A 20,282-nucleotide genomic window follows, 5' to 3' on the forward strand; every position below is an offset into this window, starting at 1 on the left:
CTACTGCTCCGACCAAGGAATGTTCACGTCTTTTGATTGCTCGTGATATTTAAAATCAACGCCATTCACCTTTTCTTTTATTTCTTGAGCCGTTTCATCGCCATGCCAACGATGCGGCGCGTTTTGAATAATCTGTCTTATAGGCTGAGGAGTTGCCTTGACCGGCTCGGCCGGCGGCAATGTCGGCGGAGCCTCATTTTTGCTTTGTCTGGCCAAAAATAGATTCCTGGATAATGCCGCGCCTTCGGCTTTCCCTTGTTCTATCAGCTCTGTTTTAACATTTTCAAACCCTTCTTTTTCAGCGGTGATATAATAGGTATTTTGACCGGCCAGGAAGCTGTACTTACCTTGCTGATCGGTCACTTGAGTATCCAGCAATTTATTGTATTTGTTATCGTAAAGCCGAACCACCGTTTTATTGATCGGTTTTCTGTTGCCCGAGTCGGACACAATGCCCCAGCCTTTGGGTCGGCGGCCGGCGGCCAGCCGCTTAAACAGAGCGAAAAGCAAAACATGCAACAAAACCAAGCCCAAAAGCCACGCGCTCGGCTTTATTAAAAACATTACAAACGCGGCGATCGGCCCGGTCAGCGCCAAGACTTTTTGAAATTTTCTCAAAGTATAAATCAATAAAACTTTCTTGGACGGTTCCGGCTTCTGATCGGCGTCCAGCGGGATATTCGGCACCACGACGGCATTTTCATCGACCGCGATCATTTCTCCATGATAAACATCAAGATAAAGAAGATCTTCCTTTTGATCTTTCAAAATAACGGAAGGGAACGCATAATCTTTTTTAAAAACTTTAATGAAATATTTTCCGGGCTTAACGGAGAAAGCGAATCTCCCGCTCGAATCGGACACTTTCGTTTTGGCCAATTTATTCGTTTCCGCTTCAAACAACCTCAAAATCGCCAAATCAATAGGCTGCTTGGTGATTGAATCGTAAACAACACCGAATTGTTTTCTTTTCTTCTTGAAAAAAGCCAAAATCGGTTCGGAAAACAACAACAACAAATATGGCAAAAGCCCGGCGAATGAAGCCACTGAAATCACGCTGAGCGCAGAAATCGCGGCAATGGCCGGAAAGCCGTATTTTTTCGTGGCTTCTTCGACTTTCGGATTATTAAAAAAGTTATCAGTAAGATATTTGACCGGCGCAGAATCCCCAACCATGGATAGCGCGTCATTTAATTTCGATCCGACAGCGCTTTCTTTTATGTCCTCAATGATATTGGAAATCACGGAAATCGGCTCCGCTTCCTCATTCTTTTCATCATTATCTTTCTCGCTTGCGCAACCCGTATCCGCCGGATAATCGGTCAATCCATCGTTGTCATTATCAACTCCGTCTTGGCATTGCGCCAAAATAATCTGATCCGATTCGTCATTATCATCCGCGGAAACGCAACCCGGATCAAGCGGATAATCAGTCAACCCATCGTTGTCATTATCCAGTCCGTCGCTGCAGCGGGCAATGATCAATTCCCCGTCGACTTCGTTGTTGTCATCCGGAGTCTCACAGCCCAAATCGGCCGGATAATCCACACGGCCGTCATTGTCATTATCGAGTCCGTCTTGGCATTGCGGAGTGATCAAAATTTCATCGCGCTCGTCATTGTCTTCCGGACTGACACAGCCGGGATCGGCCGGATAATCCGTAAATCCATCATTGTCATTGTCTTCACCATCAGCGCATTGACCGACAATGGCTTCATCGAATTCATTATTATCATCCAAACTGACGCAACCCGGATCAGCGGGATAATCTATAAAACCGTCACCGTCATTATCCTCTCCGTCATTGCATTGAGCGATCAAGAATGTGGTGGAAAAAACAAAAACATCCGTGAAAGAAGTTTCCACTCCGTCGCCGTTTCTGGCTTTGACTCGATATGAATAGCCGGTATTTTCACTCAAACCGCCGTTTGACCAAGTCGTCGATGGAATCCAGCCGGAATTTTTTCCGGTGGTGACATTTTCAAACCACAGAGAAGTCAGTCCGGCGCCCAAATTAGGCAAAGAGCCATCAGCCCTGACAACGATAAAGTCAGAGCCATTGTTCACTAAAAACAACGCCTTCGGTTTATTGATTAAGGTGTAAATCGAACTGGAGCCGGACCAATCCGTTTCAGCCTGAATATTTTTGGCTTTCACTCTGAAAATGTACTGTTTATTTTCGGACAAGCCGACAATATTTTTTCCGAACGCGCTGCCCCAGCTGTCATAAGTCCGCCACACTTGATTGTCGCCGAGCGAGCCGTTTGCCTGCAAATATTTGCCTGTGGAAGTTTCATTAAGCAAATATAAAACATCTGTTGCGTTGCCGTTTGGCAAAATCACTATATTTAACGCCGAGGAGGACAGCGCCGTTAAGATCGGCGGTCCGGGCACAAACAAACCGAAAATCGAAGCGGTGGTAAAAGTGTGATCTCCCGACAAGGCCGAATTACCCGCTTCATCAATGGCGAAAATATTGAAATGATATAAAGTCTCAGGGGTCAAACCGGTCAAATTCAAACCGTGCGACGTCAAATAATTATCGTCGCCGACCGAAAAACCGTAAGCTGTCGAATCGCCGTAATAAACAACCGAAGCGGCCTCCTCATTGGTCGTCCAAGTGATAGTGGCGGAATCGGAAGTAATGTTTATCACCTGAATATTGGAAATCACCGGAGGAATGGTATCTTCCGGAGGTGGCGGTGGAGGCGGCGGCGGTGGTGGTGGTGGAGGTGAGCCGGACGACAAAACCTCGACCTGAACAGAGGAATCATCTGTGGCGGCCAAACTTAAATTAACCTGACCCATGACAGTCAAGGTCAACACCGCCAAAACAAACCCTATTTTCAAAAATTTACTCATGCTTCCTCCCCTTTTTCATCATTAAAATAACTCCTAAAACAATAACCGCGCCAGCTAAAATCAATATCACTCCAAGAGGAGAGCTGACCCAAAAGATTCTTTCCTCCCGCCTCAAAGTCCAATCATCATCCACCAAATTAAGCTGGGCCTTATATCGGCCGAACAAATTTTTTTCACTCGATAAATTCAAGATTCTTTCCTTGTCGGGCAAAACCTGAGAAAAGGACACGGGCACGATTTCTTTTTCCCGTCCTCGCCAATCCAATATTTTTATTTCGCCAAATGGCGCGACATACGTATTGCCTTCATTTTTAACAGAAAGCTTGAAACCGGCCGCGCCCCAAGATATTTTATTCACTTCAAAACTTTGCAAAAAAATTTGCTTATTTAAACTACCCAGCGCCTCTATGAACACCAAAGCGCCTATTTGACCTGAAATTTTAGGGCCTGAAGTCTCCGGACTTTCGGTAGCGAACATAATGGCCAAAAATTTTCCGCCCAAAGCCCCGGTTGGCACGCTGACATTATAGGTGATCTGTCGATCTTCGCGCGGCTCAAGATCAAAGATGCTGACCGGCAATTTAATGTAATCGCTGAAATCTCCCTCGGCCAGCGACAATGTCCCCCATTCGTCAATTGTCTCAAAAGCGACGACTCGGGGTTTTATTTTCAATTTATAATCGGATAAATTGCTCAAAGTCACGTTGCCGGAAGAGGTGTTTCCCGGCTCGAGCGAAAAAAAAGCTTTCAGCGGAGCAATGCCCAAAGATATGTCATCCGCGGCCGAGGCCGGATAAGAAAACGAAAAAAAGCTTAAAACCAAGACGCTAAGCAAAATAACAATTGTAAATTTTCTTAATATCATAATTGCGGCAAAGCTGTGAAAGTAATGGTGTTTGTATATACACCGGGGTTTTGCGTGCCGACCTGAACCTTAAAACCAACCACGGTATCATCGGCCGTGGCTAAAAATCCTGTTTTCGAATGAATGGCCGTGGCGCTGGCCGGCAGACCCGCGAAATTGACTCCGGCTCCCCATTTGGCTTCAAGAGCAGTTCCCGAATTCAAGGAAAAACCGAAACCATTGCCGGTCCAAACTATGGGCGACGCGATCGTGCCGGAAAACGCCGGTATGGTATATGATCCGAAAGCTAAATCCGCGTCTTGTTGGACATATAAATTATAGCCGTTGGAAGAATTGGTGGTCACCGTGGTGGTAATGGCTCCGGTGGAACTTTCATTGGGTCTGATCTGTCCCAGATCCAAACTGGCGGAGCTTAGTGTCAAAGTCAAAGTGGTGGGCGCCGCGTCAGCCTGCCTGTAGCCGGCCATGGACATGGCATAACTCGCCGATGAAGAATACCCGGTGGCGGCTTGACCCACGGAATCGAACATGCCGTAATTTTCCGAAGTCGCGAAATCGCCTCCTCCTATATTGATGGAATCAAAAGGGATTTCATAAGTGACGCCGGCCATGCCGGTCGCGAAAACCGCTGTCGGCAAAAGCAACAAAGCCAACAAATACACAAGATTTCCAAGTTTCATAAAACTCAGTTTTATTTCTCTTTAATTATACAAAAAAAACAGCCAAGTGGCTATTTTTTTATTAACAAACATTCAAATTACATTTTCTCCAGACTGTCGACGTTTAACAGTTTCAACCCCTCTCTCAAACGCTCCCCCACGGCTTGCGCCAAATTAAATCTGGCCGCTTTCAGATTCTCATCTTCCGCGCGAATGATGGAATGCTTTTGATAAAAGTCATTGAACTTTTGCGCCAAGTCAAAAAGATAATTGGCCAATGGCGACGGATCATTTTCCCTGAGCGCTCGCTCAATAATATTTTCTTGTTCAGCCAGCAATTTTATCAATTCTTTTTCTTCCGGCTCTTTGAGCAAACCGTAATCCGCGCCGCCGACTTTTTTAATTTTTTCTTTGATCGAATTTATCCTGGCCGCGACATACAAAAGATACGGACCGGTTTTGCCTTCAAAAGACAAGGCTTCGTCCATGTCAAAAGTGATCACTTTGTTATTGCCGAATTTGAGCATGCCTATTTTAATGGCCGCCAACGAAATCTTTTTCGCGACCTCTTTGATTTTATTTTCATCCCAGTCTTCGTGTCGTTTTTTTGTCTCGGCAACGCTTTTTTTCAACATTTTATTGTAAAATTCTTCGAAAGAAACGACGTTGCCTTTTCTCGAAGCCATGGCGCCTTCTTTCAAATTCACGAAATCATATTCGACATGCGTTTTTTTCTCCGTCAAACCCAGCAGATCCAAAATTTTGAAAATTTGTTTCAAATATAATTTTTGACGCACGTCAACCACAATGATCGATTCGTCAAGCTTATACTTTTTGAATTTTTTGAAAGCCAAGGGAATATCCTTGATCCCGTACAGCGCGCTGCCGTCGGATTTGACCAACACCAAAACCTCAAGGCCGAATTCGCGCAAATCGGCAATGACCGCGCCATTGTCCTCTCTGATGCATTTGTTTTTCAAAAGCTGCGGCAGCATTTTTTTGCCGTCCTTTTCTTCTTCGCTTTCAAAATAAATCACATCGAATTTCACTCCGAGCAATTCGTAAATTCGCTTGAATTCATCAATCGACCATTGCCTGGTCTTTTTCCAAAGTTTTGTAATTTCCTTGTCGCCGGATTCAAGTTTTCGGGAAATTTCGGAAACTTCTTTTTTCGCCTCCGGATCAAGATCGTATTTTTGAACGGCCTCGGTGTAAACTTTGCCCAAAAACTCGGCTTTGTTTCCGGTCGGCTCGTCATTATCATGAAATTTTCGCAAAGCCCACAAACACTTGGACACGTGCGTGCCGGTGTCGCCGATATAATTCGCGGCCAAGACCTTGTCCCCGGAGAACTTTCGCAAATTCACCAAAGCCGCGCCAATGCACACGTTTCTAAGATGTCCGACGTGAAATTCCTTGTGCGTATTCGGCTGAGAATATTCAATCATCACTTTTTCTTTTTTCTTTGCCCCGATTTCAGATTTCAAATTTCCAATTTCAATTATTTCCTTGGCCCAAAACTGCGGACTCAAATAAAAATTCAAATACGAACCGGCCGCGCTGACTTTTGTCCAAACCTGATTTTCTCCCAACTTCCCGGCCATTTGCATGGCGAATTCAGCCGGATTGCCCTCAGCCAATTCAAAAACCGGCAAACTCAAATCGCCCATTTCTACTTTCGGCGGAAATGAAAAATTCTCAGGTTTTACTTTTTCAAAAACCTTGTCCGACTCAATCAACCTTTGAACTAATTTTTCAATTAAACTTCTATACATATAATGATCCGAATGCCTAAGAAAATTGTAATTTGTAACAAATAACCTAAAAGCTAACTGGACGATTGTAATTCGTAATGATTACTTTATCTTAACAAAGAAACGCTTTCCTTTCTGAATCAAATCCCCGGCCTTCAAGGTGTAATCATAATTTTCAACGATTTGATCATTCACTTTAACGCCCTTTTGATCAATGGCGCGTTTGGCTTCCGAGCGCGAAGGCACCAAGCTTGTTTCAACCAAAGCGTCGATAATGTTGTAAGAGCTGACGGCCTTTTCTTCAATATCGGTCGGCTTTTCTTTATTGGAAAAAACTTTCACAAAATTTTCTTCAGCCGCGTCAGCTTCCTCGGTGCCGATGAATGTCCTAACCACTTCTTTGGCCAATCGCAATTTGAAATTTCTGGGATTTTCTCCGGATTTCAATCTCAATTCCATTTCTTTAGCTTCTTCAACCGGAGCTCTGGTAATCAGCGCAAATCCGTCAACGATCATTTCGTCCGACCACGACATGACTTTGCCGAACATTTCTTCCGGCGAATCGCTCAGCGTCACCATGTTCCCTTCGGTTTTGCCCATTTTTTTGCCCGTCGGATCAGCCAAAAGTTTCATGGTGATGACAAATTTTTCTTTATCTTTCAGCTGCTTCATCAAAGTGCGCCCGGCCAACATATTGAATGTTTGATCATTGCCTCCGACTTCGCCGTCAACATTCATGACCACCGAATCATAGCCTTGCATCAGCGGATATAAAAATTCATGCAAATGAATCGGCTTGCCTTCTTTCATTCTTTTTTCGAACATATCTCGCTCGAGCAATCGCTGAACCGTAAAATACGCAGCCAATTCCAAGACGTCGCCAAACAACATTTTGGCCAACCATTTGGAATTGTATTTGACTTCGACTTTGTTCTTGCCGGTAAAATCCAAAATTTTCGAGGCTTGTTTTTTGTAATTTTTGCAATTTTCCAAAACCTGCTGGCGGGTCAATCGAACTCGCGCCGCGGTTTTATCCGTCGGATCGCCGATCATGCCCGTGAAGTCGCCGATCAGCATGACGACTTGATGTCCGAGTCGCTGGAATTGGCGCAATTTTAAAAGTGGAATCGCATGCCCCAGATGCAAATTCGGACCTGTCGGATCAATGCCGAGATAAATGGTCAAATTCTCCCCGCTTTTTAATTTTTCTTCCAAAAATTCTCTTGAAGGATAAATGTTTTCCACGCCGCGAAATAAAAGTTCTTCGATGAGTTGTTCGTTGGTATTGGTATTCATAAAAAAAATTAAATTTTAAAAAACGTCTTCTACCGGGCTTTAGCCCAGGGTTCTATGACTTTAGTCCAAGATTCTACCGGGCTTTAGCCCAGGGTTTTAGGACTTTAGTCCTCTATATTGATTTTTAAATTTCTCCATTTTGTCCTTGGACTCTGCCAACTTTTGTTTCTCCATCTCAACCACCGCGCTCGGCGCGTTTTTCACAAACTCCTCATTCCCCAATTTTTTCTCTTGCGCCTCAACGTATTTTTTAACGTTGTCTATTTCCTTTTCAAGTCTCGCCTTTTCTTTGTCAATGTCGATTGCTCCAAGTACATCAACAAAAATATTACCATCGGAATACACACAGCCAGCCCAACCCTCTGGTTTGTCAAAAGGCGAAGGTCGATCCTTCTTTTTTATTCCAATTTCTTCAAGACTACATAAGACTTTGATTACTTCAACATTTTCATTCAATAACTTAGCATTCTTCTCTGACGTTACCAAAACTTTTATCTTTTTAGCTGGTTCAATATTTTGCTCGGATCTCAATGCTCTAATTCCGACAACTATCTCCTTAATCCTTACAAAATTGCTTTCTTCCTTTTCATCAATCAATTTTTTGGCAAACTCAGGCCAATCGGCAATCATCAATTCCTTTCCCGAATTCAGGTTTTCCCAAATCGCCTCGGTCACGAAAGGAATAAACGGGTGCCATAGTCTCAAAATGTTTTTCAATATGTGCATTAATATTTCATCTTTATCTTTTTCAACCTTGGCGATTTCCAAATACCAATCAGCCAAGTCATTGTAAGTGAAATCGCGCAGCTTTTCTCCGGCCGCGGAAAATTGATAATCGTCCAAATTCTCCGTCACCTCTTTAATGGTTTGATTCAATCGAGACAAAATCCATTTGTCCGCCAAAGTTTTCGGCTTCACCTTTTTGCCGTCGAACTTGCCGTTTTCAACTGTCATTAAAATATACCTTGAAATGTTCCAGAGCTTATTAATGAAATTTCTAAAGCCTTCGATTTTTTCTTCGTACAATCTGACATCGTTTCCGGCTGTGGCCCCGATTAAAAAACTCAAGCGAACGGCGTCATAGCCGTACTTGTCGCCGACAATAATCGGATCAATGGCCGTTTCCGGACGCGACTTTGACATTTTCTTGCCTTCTTTGTCGCGGACAAGGCCATGGAAATAAACTTTTTCAAAAGGAATTTCTTCCATCACGTAATTGGTCATTAAAATCATGCGCGCCACCCAGAAAAACAAAATGTCATAGGCAGTTTCCAAAACTGAAGTAGGATGAAATCTTTTCAAATCAGGATTATTCTTTTTCTCAAAATCCTTGAAATCCTTATCAAGCAAAGTGGTAAAAGTCCATAAACCCGAAGAAAACCAGGTATCCAGGGTGTCTTCGTCTTGAATCCAACCTTCGCCTTCCGGAGAGGTTTCTCCAACATAAATCTCATCTCCTTTATACCAAACGGGAATCCGATGCCCGAACCAAATTTGGCGGGAAATGCACCAATCATGCAAATTTTCCATCCAATTCAAATAAACCTTTTCAAATCTTTCAGGAATGATTTCAATTGATTTGTCTTTGACAACCTCAATTGCTTTCTCTTTTAAGCTCTTGTTTCCCAGCCGAGCAACTTTTTTGTCCACGGAAACAAACCACTGCTCAGATGGCAATGGCTCGATTGCCGTGCCGCAGCGGTAGCAAATCGACAGCTTGTGCGGCGCGTCTTCTACTTTTTCCAAAAGCCCGGAGGTTTCCAAAGCTTTAACCACGGCCTCTCTGGCCTCTAAAACGGACATTTCAGCGAAATTGCCGGCCTTTTCGATCATTTTACCGTCTTCATCGATTACTTTGATGATTTCAAGGTCGTTTTTTTGCGCCATGTCATAATCAACCATGCTGTGCGCGGGCGTCACGCCCAAGGCGCCGGTTCCAAACGCAGGATCAACTTCCTTATCGGCGATTATTTTTATTTTCAATGGAGTCCCGACAAAATCAACCTCAAAAGTTTGGCCGATATATTTCTTATAACGCTCATCATCAGGATTGACGGCCACGGCCGTGTCGCCCAGTTTGGTTTCCGGCCGGGTGGTGGCGATGGTTATCGGAAAATCTTTATTGTATTTGAAAAAATAAAGCTTGGCGTCCTGATCTTTATATTCCACTTCATCATCCGCCAAAGTCGAATGACAGCGAGGGCACCAATTGACGATCCGATAGCCTCGATAAATCAAGCCGTCGTCATACATCATTTTAAAAACTTTTCTGACCGCTCGGCTTCTCGTTTCATCCAAAGTATACGCTTCCCTCGACCAGTCCAAACTAGAACCCATTTTGCGGACTTGTTTATGAATGGTATCTTTTGACTGCTCGACGAATTTTTCAACTTCTTTTAAAAACTCTTCGCGACCCAAATCATGTCTGGTTTTGCCCGTCTCTTTCAATAATTTTTTCTCGACCACGTTTTGCGTGGCAATGGCCGCGTGATCAGTGCCCGGAATCCAAACGGTGTCATATCCCTTCATTCGATGATACCGAACCATCAAGTCTTCAATGGCCAGCATGGCCGCGTGGCCCAAATGCAAAGTGCCCGTGACGTTAGGCGGCGGCAAAACAATTGAAAAATGCTCGCGCCCGACTTGGCGCGACTCTTTTATTTTATCGGGATTAAACAATCCTTTTTCTTCCCAATTTTTATAAATTTTATCCTCGAATTCTCGAGGCTCGTAAGCCTTGTCCATAAATAAATCTACGAGATTACAGATTGACATACAGATAATACGAAATATTTCCAATCTGTATAATCTCGTATATTTATCTGTAATCTTGTAACCTCAATTGCATACATTTTATCAAATCTCCTCCAAAAACTCAAACCTTGACGAGGATAATTTAAAGCGTTAAAATTAAAAATCAAGAATAACTTATGGCATTAAACGCGACGCAACAATTTTACGAAAATGTCAAACAAAGCAAAAATCCATTAATCTTATTCAAAAAGGATTTTAACGCGGACATAATCGCTTCCAGTCTGGCTCTGGCCCTCTGGCTGAAAAAAACAAACAAACCGGTTGAACTGGCCTGCGACGACTTTAGCGCGCCTCAAAATTTGAATTTTTTGCCTTGGAGCGGCTCCATCAAAAAAGAAATCGACAACCCGCGCCAATTCATCATCAATCTCGACGTGACCGAAACGCCGGTCGAAAAATTCAGTTATAAAAAAGACGACGGCAAACTGCAGATTTTCATCACGCCGAAAGCCGGCGAGATATCCAAAGAGAATCTCGACTGCGCCCAATCGGCGTACAAGCATGACCTGATTTTTACGATCAATACTCCCGACTTGGAATCACTCGGTAAAATATATGAAAATCATTTGAACTTCTTTTACAACACACCGATCATCAATATTTGCAATCTTCCGGAAAACGAGCTTTACGGCCAGCTCAATGTGGTGAATCTGACCGCCACCTCAGTCGCGGAAATTTTGCATGATGTTTTTGAAAAAATAGACCGCTCCTTGATTGACGAAGATATCGCCACCTGCCTTTTGACCGGCATGATCGCGGCCACCAAAAGCTTTCGCCATGAAAAAGTGACGCCAAGATCGCTTGGCATCGCTTCGCAATTGATCGCCTCCGGAGCCAAACGGGAATTAATCATCAAAAATTTATATCAAACCAAAACCGTCAACACATTGAAACTTTGGGGTCTCCTTTTAAATAATTTGGAAACGGACGCTTCTCAAAAAATCGCTTGGTCTTTTGTCACCGCCGAAGATTTCAAAAAATCAAACGCCTCCACCAAAGATTTAATCGAGGTCATCGAGGAATTGATCGTCACCGTGCCGACCGTGGAATTCACCGCCATATTTTTTCAAACCAACGGTCAAGGCGTTCATTGCTTGATTAAAACGGAAAAAAACATTGACTTGATGAAAAATTTCTCCGAGTATCGGCCGAATGGAACGAAAAACCTCATCAGACTGATGATAGATTCCTCGGATATCAAAACAGCGGAAGATCAAATACTCGAATATCTTAAAAATCTTATACGATAATGACATTTACATCTCAACTTTTTTTTGCTAAAATATACTCATTGCTTAATTGAAAAAACCGGGGTGTAGCGCAGTTGGTAGCGCGTACGCATGGGGTGCGTGAGGCCGGAGGTTCGAGTCCTCTCACCCCGACCATTTCAACCTTAATTCTTCCCCTTAATCTTATCCTTAATTCTTTAAAATAATTGCAACCACCCCGACCATTCAACCTTAATTCTTCCCCTTAATCTTATCCTTAATTCTTTAAAATAATTGCAACCACCCCGACCATTTCAACCTTAATTCTTCCCCTTAATCTTATCCTTAATTCTTTAAAATAATTGCAACCACCCCGACCATCCAACCTTAATTCTTCCCCTTAATCTTATCCTTAATTCTTTAAAATAATTGCAACCAACCGACCATTTCAATCTTAATTCTTCTCCTCAATCTTATCCTTAATTCTTTAAAATAATTTTTAAAAACCATCTTTTGAAGATGGTTTTTTTATCTGTCGAAATCGGTCAAACAGCGGTTGACCTGTAAACGATGCAATCTCTCCCTGACGAATTGATCCTCCCAATCAAATCCGTATACTTCCCGTGGCGCCAGCAACGACAGCAACGAGAGGATCTGCCGCAGACGGTACAAGTGGTGGTTTTCCGTACCGAGCGACATCGAGCGGTTGAAGTAGTTCTCGAGTACGAAAACTTGGACTTCGATCACACGGCCGTTATAGTAGACTTTGAACTGCTCTTCCGGCTTGGATATGTCCGAGGTACAGCCATTATGGCGATTACTCTGCTCTTGACATTCGACGATTGCCGAAGCATTTTGCAACAAAATGCGAAACAGACGCTTCCAGCCGGTCTCATGATCCTTTTCATTAAGGAAAACGAAGGAAACGGCCAGATCATCGGACGCCATGGAGAAGACCGATGCCGAGTTACACAATATTTTTCTAAACCTGTCCGTGTCTCCCTTGAACCGGCTGGCGTACATGACCGGTATGTAATCTCCATCAACTTCTATATGGCGAAACCACAGCGGCCAGGTATAGACGTTCTCGCTGTCGCTGTCGCTGTCGCTGTCGCTGTCGCTGTCGTCCTCTTTCCCCAGAAGCCTAACGAAGCGGTGATCGTTCGCCGGATCGTATTTGATCCGGAGCGACCGCTGGAATTCGAGCGGACAAGACGACGAAAACAATGTCTCTTCCAGTATTACCGTAAACTTCGACAAAAAGTCGTCGGCCGGCGGGTTCTTAAGCTGCATGAGCAGGTAGCGGACACCCAGCGACCAGAAGAGGTCGGCCTCAAACGACCTCACGAGGCGATACCTCGGATCGCCGGGAGGATCCCACATCATCTTGAGCAAATCCACGGGATCCATGGTGGGACGGCAAACGCCGTCCGAGGTGAAGTTGAAGCGCATCCCACCGGGGATGAATTCCCGAATAATCTCCTCCCTGAAGACCTTGGCCATCCAGATGGCTGACTTGAACCTGTTGTATAAATTGCGACGCCCGAACGTCTTTCTCAGCCACCCGTTGATGACTTTCCCCGCCGCTCGCGGAGACTCCCCCTTAACCGAAAAATACAGATCATGCAGCGCGAGCGCATGATCATATCCGAGAGGATTTTCCGCCTTGAGACCTACAGGATCAGCCAAGTACTTCAAGCACAGATCCGACTGCAGCAAATGTCTCAAAATATCCATTAATGCCTCCTTTATCCATTTCTAGACATTATAAAAACTTAGCATATTCAATGATTTTGTCAAAACCTTATAATGACAATCTATTTACAAAATTCCGCCAATATGTTAAAATCCGATTGCGTTTATCGTGATTTTCGGGTGCGTAGCTCAGCCGGTTAGAGCACAACGCTTATAACGTTGGGGTCGATGGTTCGAGTCCATCCGCACCCACCACGTCGCTCGCGAGCGACGTGGCCCACCAATTTTCGCTCCGCAGAGCGAAAATTGCCCTGAGCGAAACGGAGTGGAGTCGAAGGGCAAAGACATTAGCATTTATTTTGGGTGTATAGCTCAGCTGGTTAGAGCGCTACGTTGACATCGTAGAGGTCTCTGGTTCGAGTCCAGATACACCCACCAAAAAAACATATCTTCTTTCAGATGTGTTTTTTTGTATCATAAAAAATTACCTCTAACCAGATTTAACAGAAGCGGTCTCTGGTTCGCCTGCCTGCTCCTCGAGTCTGAGCGACCTCGGAGTCGAAGACCGGCAGGCGTCCAGATACACCCACCATCCTTCGCGCCAGCGAAGAACGACAAGAGCATCCGAGATTATCCGATTTAAAATGTGCGCTTCGGATGGTACGCCACAAAAAATTCTTGCTCGAGCAAGAATTTTTTGTCTTCTATCGCGATTATAATTGTTAATCTTAATTTCTCGTCGCCCCGGAATACGCTATGGCTCTTACCGCGTCCCAGGCCGTAGCGGCCACTGGATCATAACCGTATATAGCTTTGAAAATATTAATCGCCGCTTTTTCACTTTCCAAATTTCTGTTAGCGGGTCTCAAACCGTAAGCCATAACGGTTATGGCCGCGTCATCATGAGGATTTGTCCGATCAGGTTCTCTTAAATATACCCCTCTGAAATTTATGGTTGCCCGATCTTCCGCTATTTTGCTTGTTTGGCTTGGCCAGCGTCCATTCGCTATTTTTATCACGTCATTCCAGTCTTCTTGCGTAACGGGAAGTTTCCCAAAGGCGGATTTAAAGCTATTCACCACTCCGGCTCTCTCCCCCGCTCCAAGCAATTGAGTGGACGGAGTTCCGTATGTGATGAAATTGGTGATGGCGTCTCTTGTTTGATCGGAAATTTCCGTGTCCTTAATGATTTTCGCAATTATTGCGCTGTAATTATCTTCAAGCGTGAGATCTCTTTCCATTCCCATCTCCGCGACAATTTGGTTGACATCGCCGGCTGTCACGATAACCGCCTCTTTTTCCATTTGTTCCAAACCAAAGGCTCCTTCAGGTGTTTGATCCGTCTGATCTGATTTTTTTAATATTATTGTATTTGAAACCACATTTGAAGCCACTCCATCCGCGGTATAGTATTTAACATAAACCGTATATGTCCCGTCCGAACATGTTGAATTTCCGGAGCAAAGATTCCAATCTTTGGTCGCGCTGTAATTTTCCTGCACCGCGTCTTTAAAGTCCGAAAAATTGGAAATGGCCATTCGAGCGGCGTCGGGTCCGCCATTCAAAGTTAGAGTGATTGTTGGATTTGTTGTTGATGCCACTCCACTATTTATTGAAAAATCAAATCCGCCTACCGGCGCCGTTGGCGGATTGTACGAGTCCGAAGTCGAGTGTGTGTCAGCAACTCCGCTGTGGACAATCAAAATACCGGAGCTATCTACCGCAGTGCCCGTGAAATTACCGGCGGCGGCCACGGGTGTGACTTCTAAAGTTATGGTAGTATTGCCAAACTCCGCTAAAACCACGGTGTATGTGGACGAAGTCGCTCCCACAATGGGCTGACCATCTTTATACCATTGAAAAGTTGTGGCGCCTTCAAGATCTCCATCCGCATCGGAATAAGTATATTATCCGGTTAAAAGTTCACGGACGTTCGGCGTTCCCGTAATGCTGACATCTGAAGCCACGGGAACGACGTTTGATAGCTTGACCGCAAAACCGTCAGAACCTGATGTGTAGGCTCGCGCCGGCGACCCCCACGTGGCATCGCCATATCCGGAGACATAGACATTCCTGTCGCTATCTACAGCAATTCCCCAGCCTGTATCAGAAGCACCGCCCCCTAAAAAAGTATTCCAGATAAGATCGCCGCCGCTGTTGAGCTTAAACGCAAAGGCATCACGATCTAATGTATAGGCTCGCACCGGCGAACCCCAAGTGACGTCGCTGTATCCGGTGACATAGACGTTTCCGCTACCGTCTACTGCGATTCCATAACCTCTGTCACCGCCACTGCCACCCAAAAAAGTATTCCAGATAAGATTGCCGCCACTATCGAGCTTAACCGCAAAAATGTCATACCCTAATGTATATGCCCGCACCGGCGCGCCCCAGGAGACATCACTATATCCAATAATATAGACGTTTCCGCCGTCGTCTATCCCGATTCCGCGACAGGCGTCAAGACCACTGCCCCCCAAAAAAGTATTCCAGATAAGATTTCCGCTGCTGTCGAGCTTAACCACAAAAGAGTCATACCCTAATGTGTATGCTCGCACCGGCGAACCCCAGGTGGCCTCGCCATATCCGCCTACGTAAATATTCCCGCTATCATCTAACACGATTCCATAAATGGAATCAACACCACTGTCCCCCAAGAAAGTATTCCAGATAAGATTTCCGCTACTGCCAAGCTTGGCGGCAAAACCATCAGCACCTAATGTATAGTCTCGCACCGGCGAACCCCAAGTAACATCGCTGGTTCCGGCGACATAGACGTTCCCGCTGCCATCTACGACAATACCATCATAGGCGTAGTCAGTACCACTGCCCCCCAAAAAAGTATTCCAGATAAGATTACCGCCGCTGTCGAGCTTAACTGTAAAAACGTCATACCCGGATGTGTGATCCCGCGCCGGCGCGCCCCAGGTGGCGTTACTATATCCACTGACATAAAAGTTCCCGCTGTCGTCTATGGCAATGCCACCGGCGGAGTCAAGACCACTGCCCCCCAAAAAAGTATTCCAGATAAGATTTCCGCTGCTGTTGAACTTAACCACAAAGACATCACGTCCTAATGTGTAGTCCCGCACCGGCGCGCCCCAGGTGGCGTTACTATATCCATCGACATAAACGTTCCCGCTGCCATCTACGACAATATTACGGCCGACATCACTACCAGTAGTCCCCAAAAAAGTATTCCAGGTCATGTCAGGATCGATTATCACCGGGATGCCGGGAATGTAATCACCCAGAGAAAACCCGACCTCGCGTTCACCGTAAAGTGTGTAGTTTACTATTACCGATTCCCTATGTCCGTCAACATCCTGCCAGGCGATCGGAGCTCCTTCGATAATTGTGCCGTCTTCATAAACAACGACGAGATTGCCATTTTCGTCAATCTGTACCGGACGGTTGTATCCCAACCTAATGCGGTCAACCGGAATGCCTTCTTTGGTCGCATCTATGTAATATGTACTCTTGACAATTGATTGTTCATTGGCTTCATAAGCCACTGTTATCCCATCCCAAACATTTGTATAAGTAACTCGATTTAGAGGAAGAGCCTGATCAATATTGTTTTCTGCCAAAACACCGTCGTCCGCTTCGGGAGACACTGCGTTGGAATTAAGAAAGTCCACTTTCAGCATGTGACGCGCCGAAGCGACAATGAGGCCATCTTTATCGAAACCAACCACGTGCCCCTCGGAGGTGAATTGAAGAAGTTTTTCTTCGCCGATTTTTACAGCAGAATCAGGAGTGGCGGAGGTTAGTTGTAGCATTATCGCGCCCGCGTTGACGACGTTAAAAATCATTAAAACCGAAATTAGAACAGTTAATCCTGTCAGACAAAAACGGCGTATAAAAAACAAGCTTTGAGAAATTTTGAGCATATTGCTTTTATTATCTTAATGTTATAATTATAACATTTTTCTCATTACTTACAAACCATAAGTGATATTTATCAATAATTTTAAAAGCGCCAACCGTGATTGACGCTAACGGGTTCGATACGGTTTGCCGCACTGACCGCAAATTGTAATTCGATACAATCTGCCTTCCTTGCTCTTCACCATCTGGGAATTGTGGCGCTGATTGCCGCAACCAGGGCAACTGTTGAGTTGCCCTTCCCCGAACGGCAAAGATTCTACATCCACGGCTTGCCATATTTCAGGTCTCCTTCGCCTATAAAAACCGCGCTGTCCTCTTGCCTTCCTACGTTGTCCCATGGCTCTACGCTCCTTCCCGTTCCACATGGACTCCCTGATTATATTTTAACTTGAATAATAACCTTATTCAAATCGGCACAGCACCTGTCGTCAATTCCATTTCAAACCGATAGCTCCAATACTGGCCGCTCAAGCGATCGAATTCTCCTGAAACCTCATCGCTGATTTTCAATTTCAAAAGTCCGCCGATATCGTTTCTTTTTATAAATCTCAAAATTTTAATGAATTCCTTGGAGACCAAAACTCCTTTTTCTTTTTGTTTTTTAAAACAGCTCTGGCAAAAAAATCCCCCCGGAGAGAAAACCAAATAATTATTTTCACCCAAATCAAATTTACACTCCAGACATTTTTCAACATCCATTTCAAATCCGAGCGCCGAGCCCAAACTCCACAAATAAATATTTTTCAACAATGGCAATTTGTCCTCCTGCACATTTTCCAAATAATGATAAAAATCAGTTACCACTCGCCACAAATCAAAATCAACATCACCTTCTCTGACCAAGCTTGAAAAAACTTTCAAAGCGTCAAAATGAACCTTGTGTTTTTCCAATGTCCCCAGCTCATACCGATGAATCAAACTGGCGCCGGCGATATAATTCACTTTTTTGCCGTTGACAAAAAAAATCTCGCACAGGCACGGCGGCTCGAGGTGGCCTGACATTTTACTGAGAGATTTTTTCGCCCCTCTGGCGGTCGCCTTGAGCAATCCTTTTTTTTCCGTGTAAATAATATAAAAATTAGACGCCTCCCCAGCGTCCTTTTTCCCCAATACAATGGCTTTGTCCTTAAAATACATATCTGCTAAATTCTAAACACGAAATCCTAAATTCTAAATAAATCTCAATTTTCCAAATCACAAATTCTAAACTTTTAAAAAATTTGAACATTGGAATTTGTTTAAAATTTCGATATTATAATTTAGGATTTATCCAAATAAGCTTGCAAAATAATCATAGCCGCCAATTTATCGTCAACCAGCTTTACCTTGTCTCTTTTCTCGGGAATCTCTTTGGCCAAGGATTCGGCCTGTTTGGTGCTGAATCGCTCATCCTGCCATTTAACCTCGATGACTTCCGCCAAAGCGTCGAACAATCGAGCCAATTCACCGGGAGTCTCATCTTCTCCTTTTAAATTAACGGGCTTCCCCAGCACCGCCGATTCAATTTCTTCTTGCTTGATGATTGTTTTCAACTCATTCAATAATTCATCAAATCCTTTGTTCTTGATCGTTTTAAATCCAAAGGCCAGCTTGGTGATATCATCGCCGAGCGCCAAACCCACTTTGCTTTTACCGTAGTCAATGCCCAAAAATTGCATAAAATCATTTTTTAAATCCTAATCTCGAAATTCTAATTTCTAAACAATTTTCAAAATACAAATTTTCAAATTTCAAAAACAGATAAAGTTTAAAATTTTGAACATTGGAACATTAAAAATTGTTTAGTATTTAGAAATTAGGATTTAGAATTTCTAATTATAGTTTCGTCAAAACTTCCGGCGCTCCGTCCGTCACCAATATAGTATGTTCAAAGTGCGCCGATGGTTTCCTATCTCGGGTCACGAAAGTCCAGCCGTCGTCCAGCATTTCCACCTGATATTTGCCCAAACAAACCATGGGTTCCAACGCCAAAGTCATGCCCGGTTTCAGTACGATATCTTTATCTCCGGAAACGTAATTGGGAATTTGGGGATCTTCATGAACCTCTTTGCCCACGCCGTGTCCGACCAGTGTTCGAACAACCGAAAAGCCTTCTCTTTCGGCCGCCTGTTGAATCGCACGCGAAACTTCTGAAAGCAGATGGCCGTTTTTGCATTGAGCGATACCGAGATCAAGCGCTTTTTTCGTGGTTTTAATCAATTTTTGGACGTCCTTGTCTATCTTGCCGACCGGTACGGTAATGGCCATATCAGTATATGTTCCGCCTTTGGCCGGATATTGCATGCCGATATCCAAACTGACGATATCTCCTTCTTTTAATATTTTTTCCGAACTCGCGATGCCGTGCACCACTTCTTCATTGACGGATACGCAAAGAGTGCAAGGAAACGGATTTCGCGACCCGCCATATCCCTTGAATGACGGGCGTCCGCCGCGAGCGAGTATTAATTTTTCTGCGACTCGATCCAATTCCAAAGAACCTACTCCCGGCTTGACCAGAGCGGCGACTTCATGCAAAATCTCAGCCAAAATTTTCCCGCCCTCTTTCATCGTTTTGACTTCAGCCGGCGTTTTGATTATTATCATACTCTTATCTTCAAAATGATTTGCTTGAATACCTTATCTATCTCCTTGCTGGCGTCTATCTCGCGCACGGCCACATTATCAAATTGTCGAAAAAAATCAAGCAACGGCGCGGTGGATCGACGATATATTCCCAACCTCTTTCGAATCGATTCGGCATGATCATCTTTTCGCTGTATCAATTTATCGCCGCATTCATCGCACACACCCTTATTTTTGGGAGGATTATTATCGAGATGATAAATTTTACCGCATCGCGGACATATTCGCCTCCCGCCGATTCGCTCGATCGCGGTTTTATTGTCCAATTTTAAAGCAATGACTGTCAGCGGCGACTTTCTTTCCGTTAAAAAGGTCTCCAAGGCTCTGGCTTGATTTTTATTTCTGGGAAATCCGTCGAGAATGAAATTTTTGCCTCGTTCTTTCAATTCATCCATGATAATTTCAATGATGATTTCATCGGGCACCAACCTACCCGATTTCAAATCTATTTTTCGACCGATAGACGTTCTTTTTTTGACTTCTTCTCTTAAAATATCTCCGGAAGAAATAACTTTCAATTTGTATTTTTGAGCTAATTTTTTGGCTTGAGTGCCTTTGCCCGAGCCCTGCGGACCCATTATTAAAATATTTTTCATATTAACGAATATATTAT

Annotated in this window: 14 protein-coding genes and 3 tRNA genes; 4 read left to right on the forward strand and 13 right to left on the reverse strand. The window is 44.2% G+C overall.

The annotated features are described in order from the left end of the window. The 6 genes from VMX18_02990 to VMX18_03015 form a co-directional block, all read right to left on the reverse strand. Positions 1-2,862, reverse strand: coding sequence for a fibronectin type III domain-containing protein (locus tag VMX18_02990; GenBank protein HUT22349.1), 2,862 nt, complete (start codon positions 2,860-2,862; stop codon positions 1-3). Continuing rightward, entirely contained in the window at positions 2,855-3,727 is an 873-nt protein-coding gene (locus VMX18_02995) for a hypothetical protein (GenBank protein ID HUT22350.1), read from the reverse strand. Before VMX18_02995 ends, VMX18_02990 begins: the two co-directional genes overlap by 8 nt. Continuing rightward, entirely contained in the window at positions 3,724-4,407 is a 684-nt protein-coding gene (locus VMX18_03000; GenBank protein ID HUT22351.1) for a hypothetical protein, read from the reverse strand. The genes VMX18_02995 and VMX18_03000 overlap by 4 nt, the downstream gene beginning before the upstream one ends. A gap of 77 nt (positions 4,408-4,484) precedes the next feature. Then, on the reverse strand, positions 4,485-6,161 hold the full coding sequence (gene argS / locus VMX18_03005; protein ID HUT22352.1) for an arginine--tRNA ligase: 1,677 nt from the start codon (positions 6,159-6,161) through the stop codon (positions 4,485-4,487). A gap of 81 nt (positions 6,162-6,242) precedes the next feature. Continuing rightward, positions 6,243-7,436, reverse strand: a complete 1,194-nt coding sequence (tyrS, locus tag VMX18_03010; GenBank protein HUT22353.1) for a tyrosine--tRNA ligase — start codon at positions 7,434-7,436, stop codon at positions 6,243-6,245. Positions 7,437-7,532: 96 nt separating this feature from the next. After that, a complete protein-coding gene (locus VMX18_03015; GenBank protein ID HUT22354.1) occupies positions 7,533-10,181 on the reverse strand; it encodes a valine--tRNA ligase in 2,649 nt (882 codons plus the stop codon). A gap of 185 nt (positions 10,182-10,366) precedes the next feature. Here VMX18_03015 and VMX18_03020 point away from each other — a divergent pair, with 185 nt between their 5' ends. Both VMX18_03020 and VMX18_03025 read left to right on the forward strand, forming a co-directional pair. Continuing rightward, on the forward strand, positions 10,367-11,500 hold the full coding sequence (locus VMX18_03020; GenBank protein ID HUT22355.1) for a hypothetical protein: 1,134 nt from the start codon (positions 10,367-10,369) through the stop codon (positions 11,498-11,500). Between the two features lie 59 nt (positions 11,501-11,559). Beyond that, positions 11,560-11,635: transfer RNA gene (locus VMX18_03025), tRNA-Pro, on the forward strand. Positions 11,636-11,986: 351 nt separating this feature from the next. Here VMX18_03025 and VMX18_03030 read toward each other — a convergent pair. Further along, on the reverse strand, positions 11,987-13,177 hold the full coding sequence (locus tag VMX18_03030; GenBank protein ID HUT22356.1) for a hypothetical protein: 1,191 nt from the start codon (positions 13,175-13,177) through the stop codon (positions 11,987-11,989). 154 nt (positions 13,178-13,331) lie between these two features. Here VMX18_03030 and VMX18_03035 point away from each other — a divergent pair. Then, a tRNA-Ile gene (locus tag VMX18_03035) sits at positions 13,332-13,408 on the forward strand. Between the two features lie 106 nt (positions 13,409-13,514). Continuing rightward, positions 13,515-13,591, forward strand: a tRNA-Val gene (locus VMX18_03040). Positions 13,592-13,881: 290 nt separating this feature from the next. Here VMX18_03040 and VMX18_03045 read toward each other — a convergent pair. From VMX18_03045 to VMX18_03070, 6 genes are all read right to left on the reverse strand, one after another. Beyond that, positions 13,882-14,985, reverse strand: a complete 1,104-nt coding sequence (locus tag VMX18_03045; GenBank protein ID HUT22357.1) for a hypothetical protein — start codon at positions 14,983-14,985, stop codon at positions 13,882-13,884. Between the two features lie 75 nt (positions 14,986-15,060). Then, positions 15,061-17,046: an SBBP repeat-containing protein gene (locus tag VMX18_03050; protein HUT22358.1), complete on the reverse strand. Its 1,986-nt coding sequence runs from the start codon at positions 17,044-17,046 to the stop codon at positions 15,061-15,063. 403 nt (positions 17,047-17,449) lie between these two features. Then, the gene (gene recO / locus VMX18_03055) at positions 17,450-18,181 is read right to left on the reverse strand and encodes a DNA repair protein RecO (GenBank protein HUT22359.1); all 732 of its coding nucleotides are present in this window, start codon (positions 18,179-18,181) and stop codon (positions 17,450-17,452) included. Between the two features lie 122 nt (positions 18,182-18,303). Continuing rightward, positions 18,304-18,702 carry a Holliday junction resolvase RuvX gene (gene ruvX, locus VMX18_03060; protein ID HUT22360.1) on the reverse strand — a complete coding sequence of 133 codons (399 nt, stop codon included), beginning with the start codon at positions 18,700-18,702 and terminating at the stop codon, positions 18,304-18,306. Between the two features lie 157 nt (positions 18,703-18,859). Next, complete coding sequence (map, locus tag VMX18_03065; GenBank protein HUT22361.1) at positions 18,860-19,630, reverse strand: type I methionyl aminopeptidase; 771 nt, start codon at positions 19,628-19,630, stop codon at positions 18,860-18,862. Beyond that, complete coding sequence (locus tag VMX18_03070; GenBank protein HUT22362.1) at positions 19,627-20,265, reverse strand: nucleoside monophosphate kinase; 639 nt, start codon at positions 20,263-20,265, stop codon at positions 19,627-19,629. The genes map and VMX18_03070 overlap by 4 nt, the downstream gene beginning before the upstream one ends. Positions 20,266-20,282 lie beyond the last annotated feature (17 nt).

This window comes from Candidatus Bipolaricaulota bacterium, assembly GCA_035528115.1.
Classification (GTDB): domain Bacteria; phylum Patescibacteriota; class Patescibacteriia; order UBA11705; family DATKZF01; genus DATKZF01.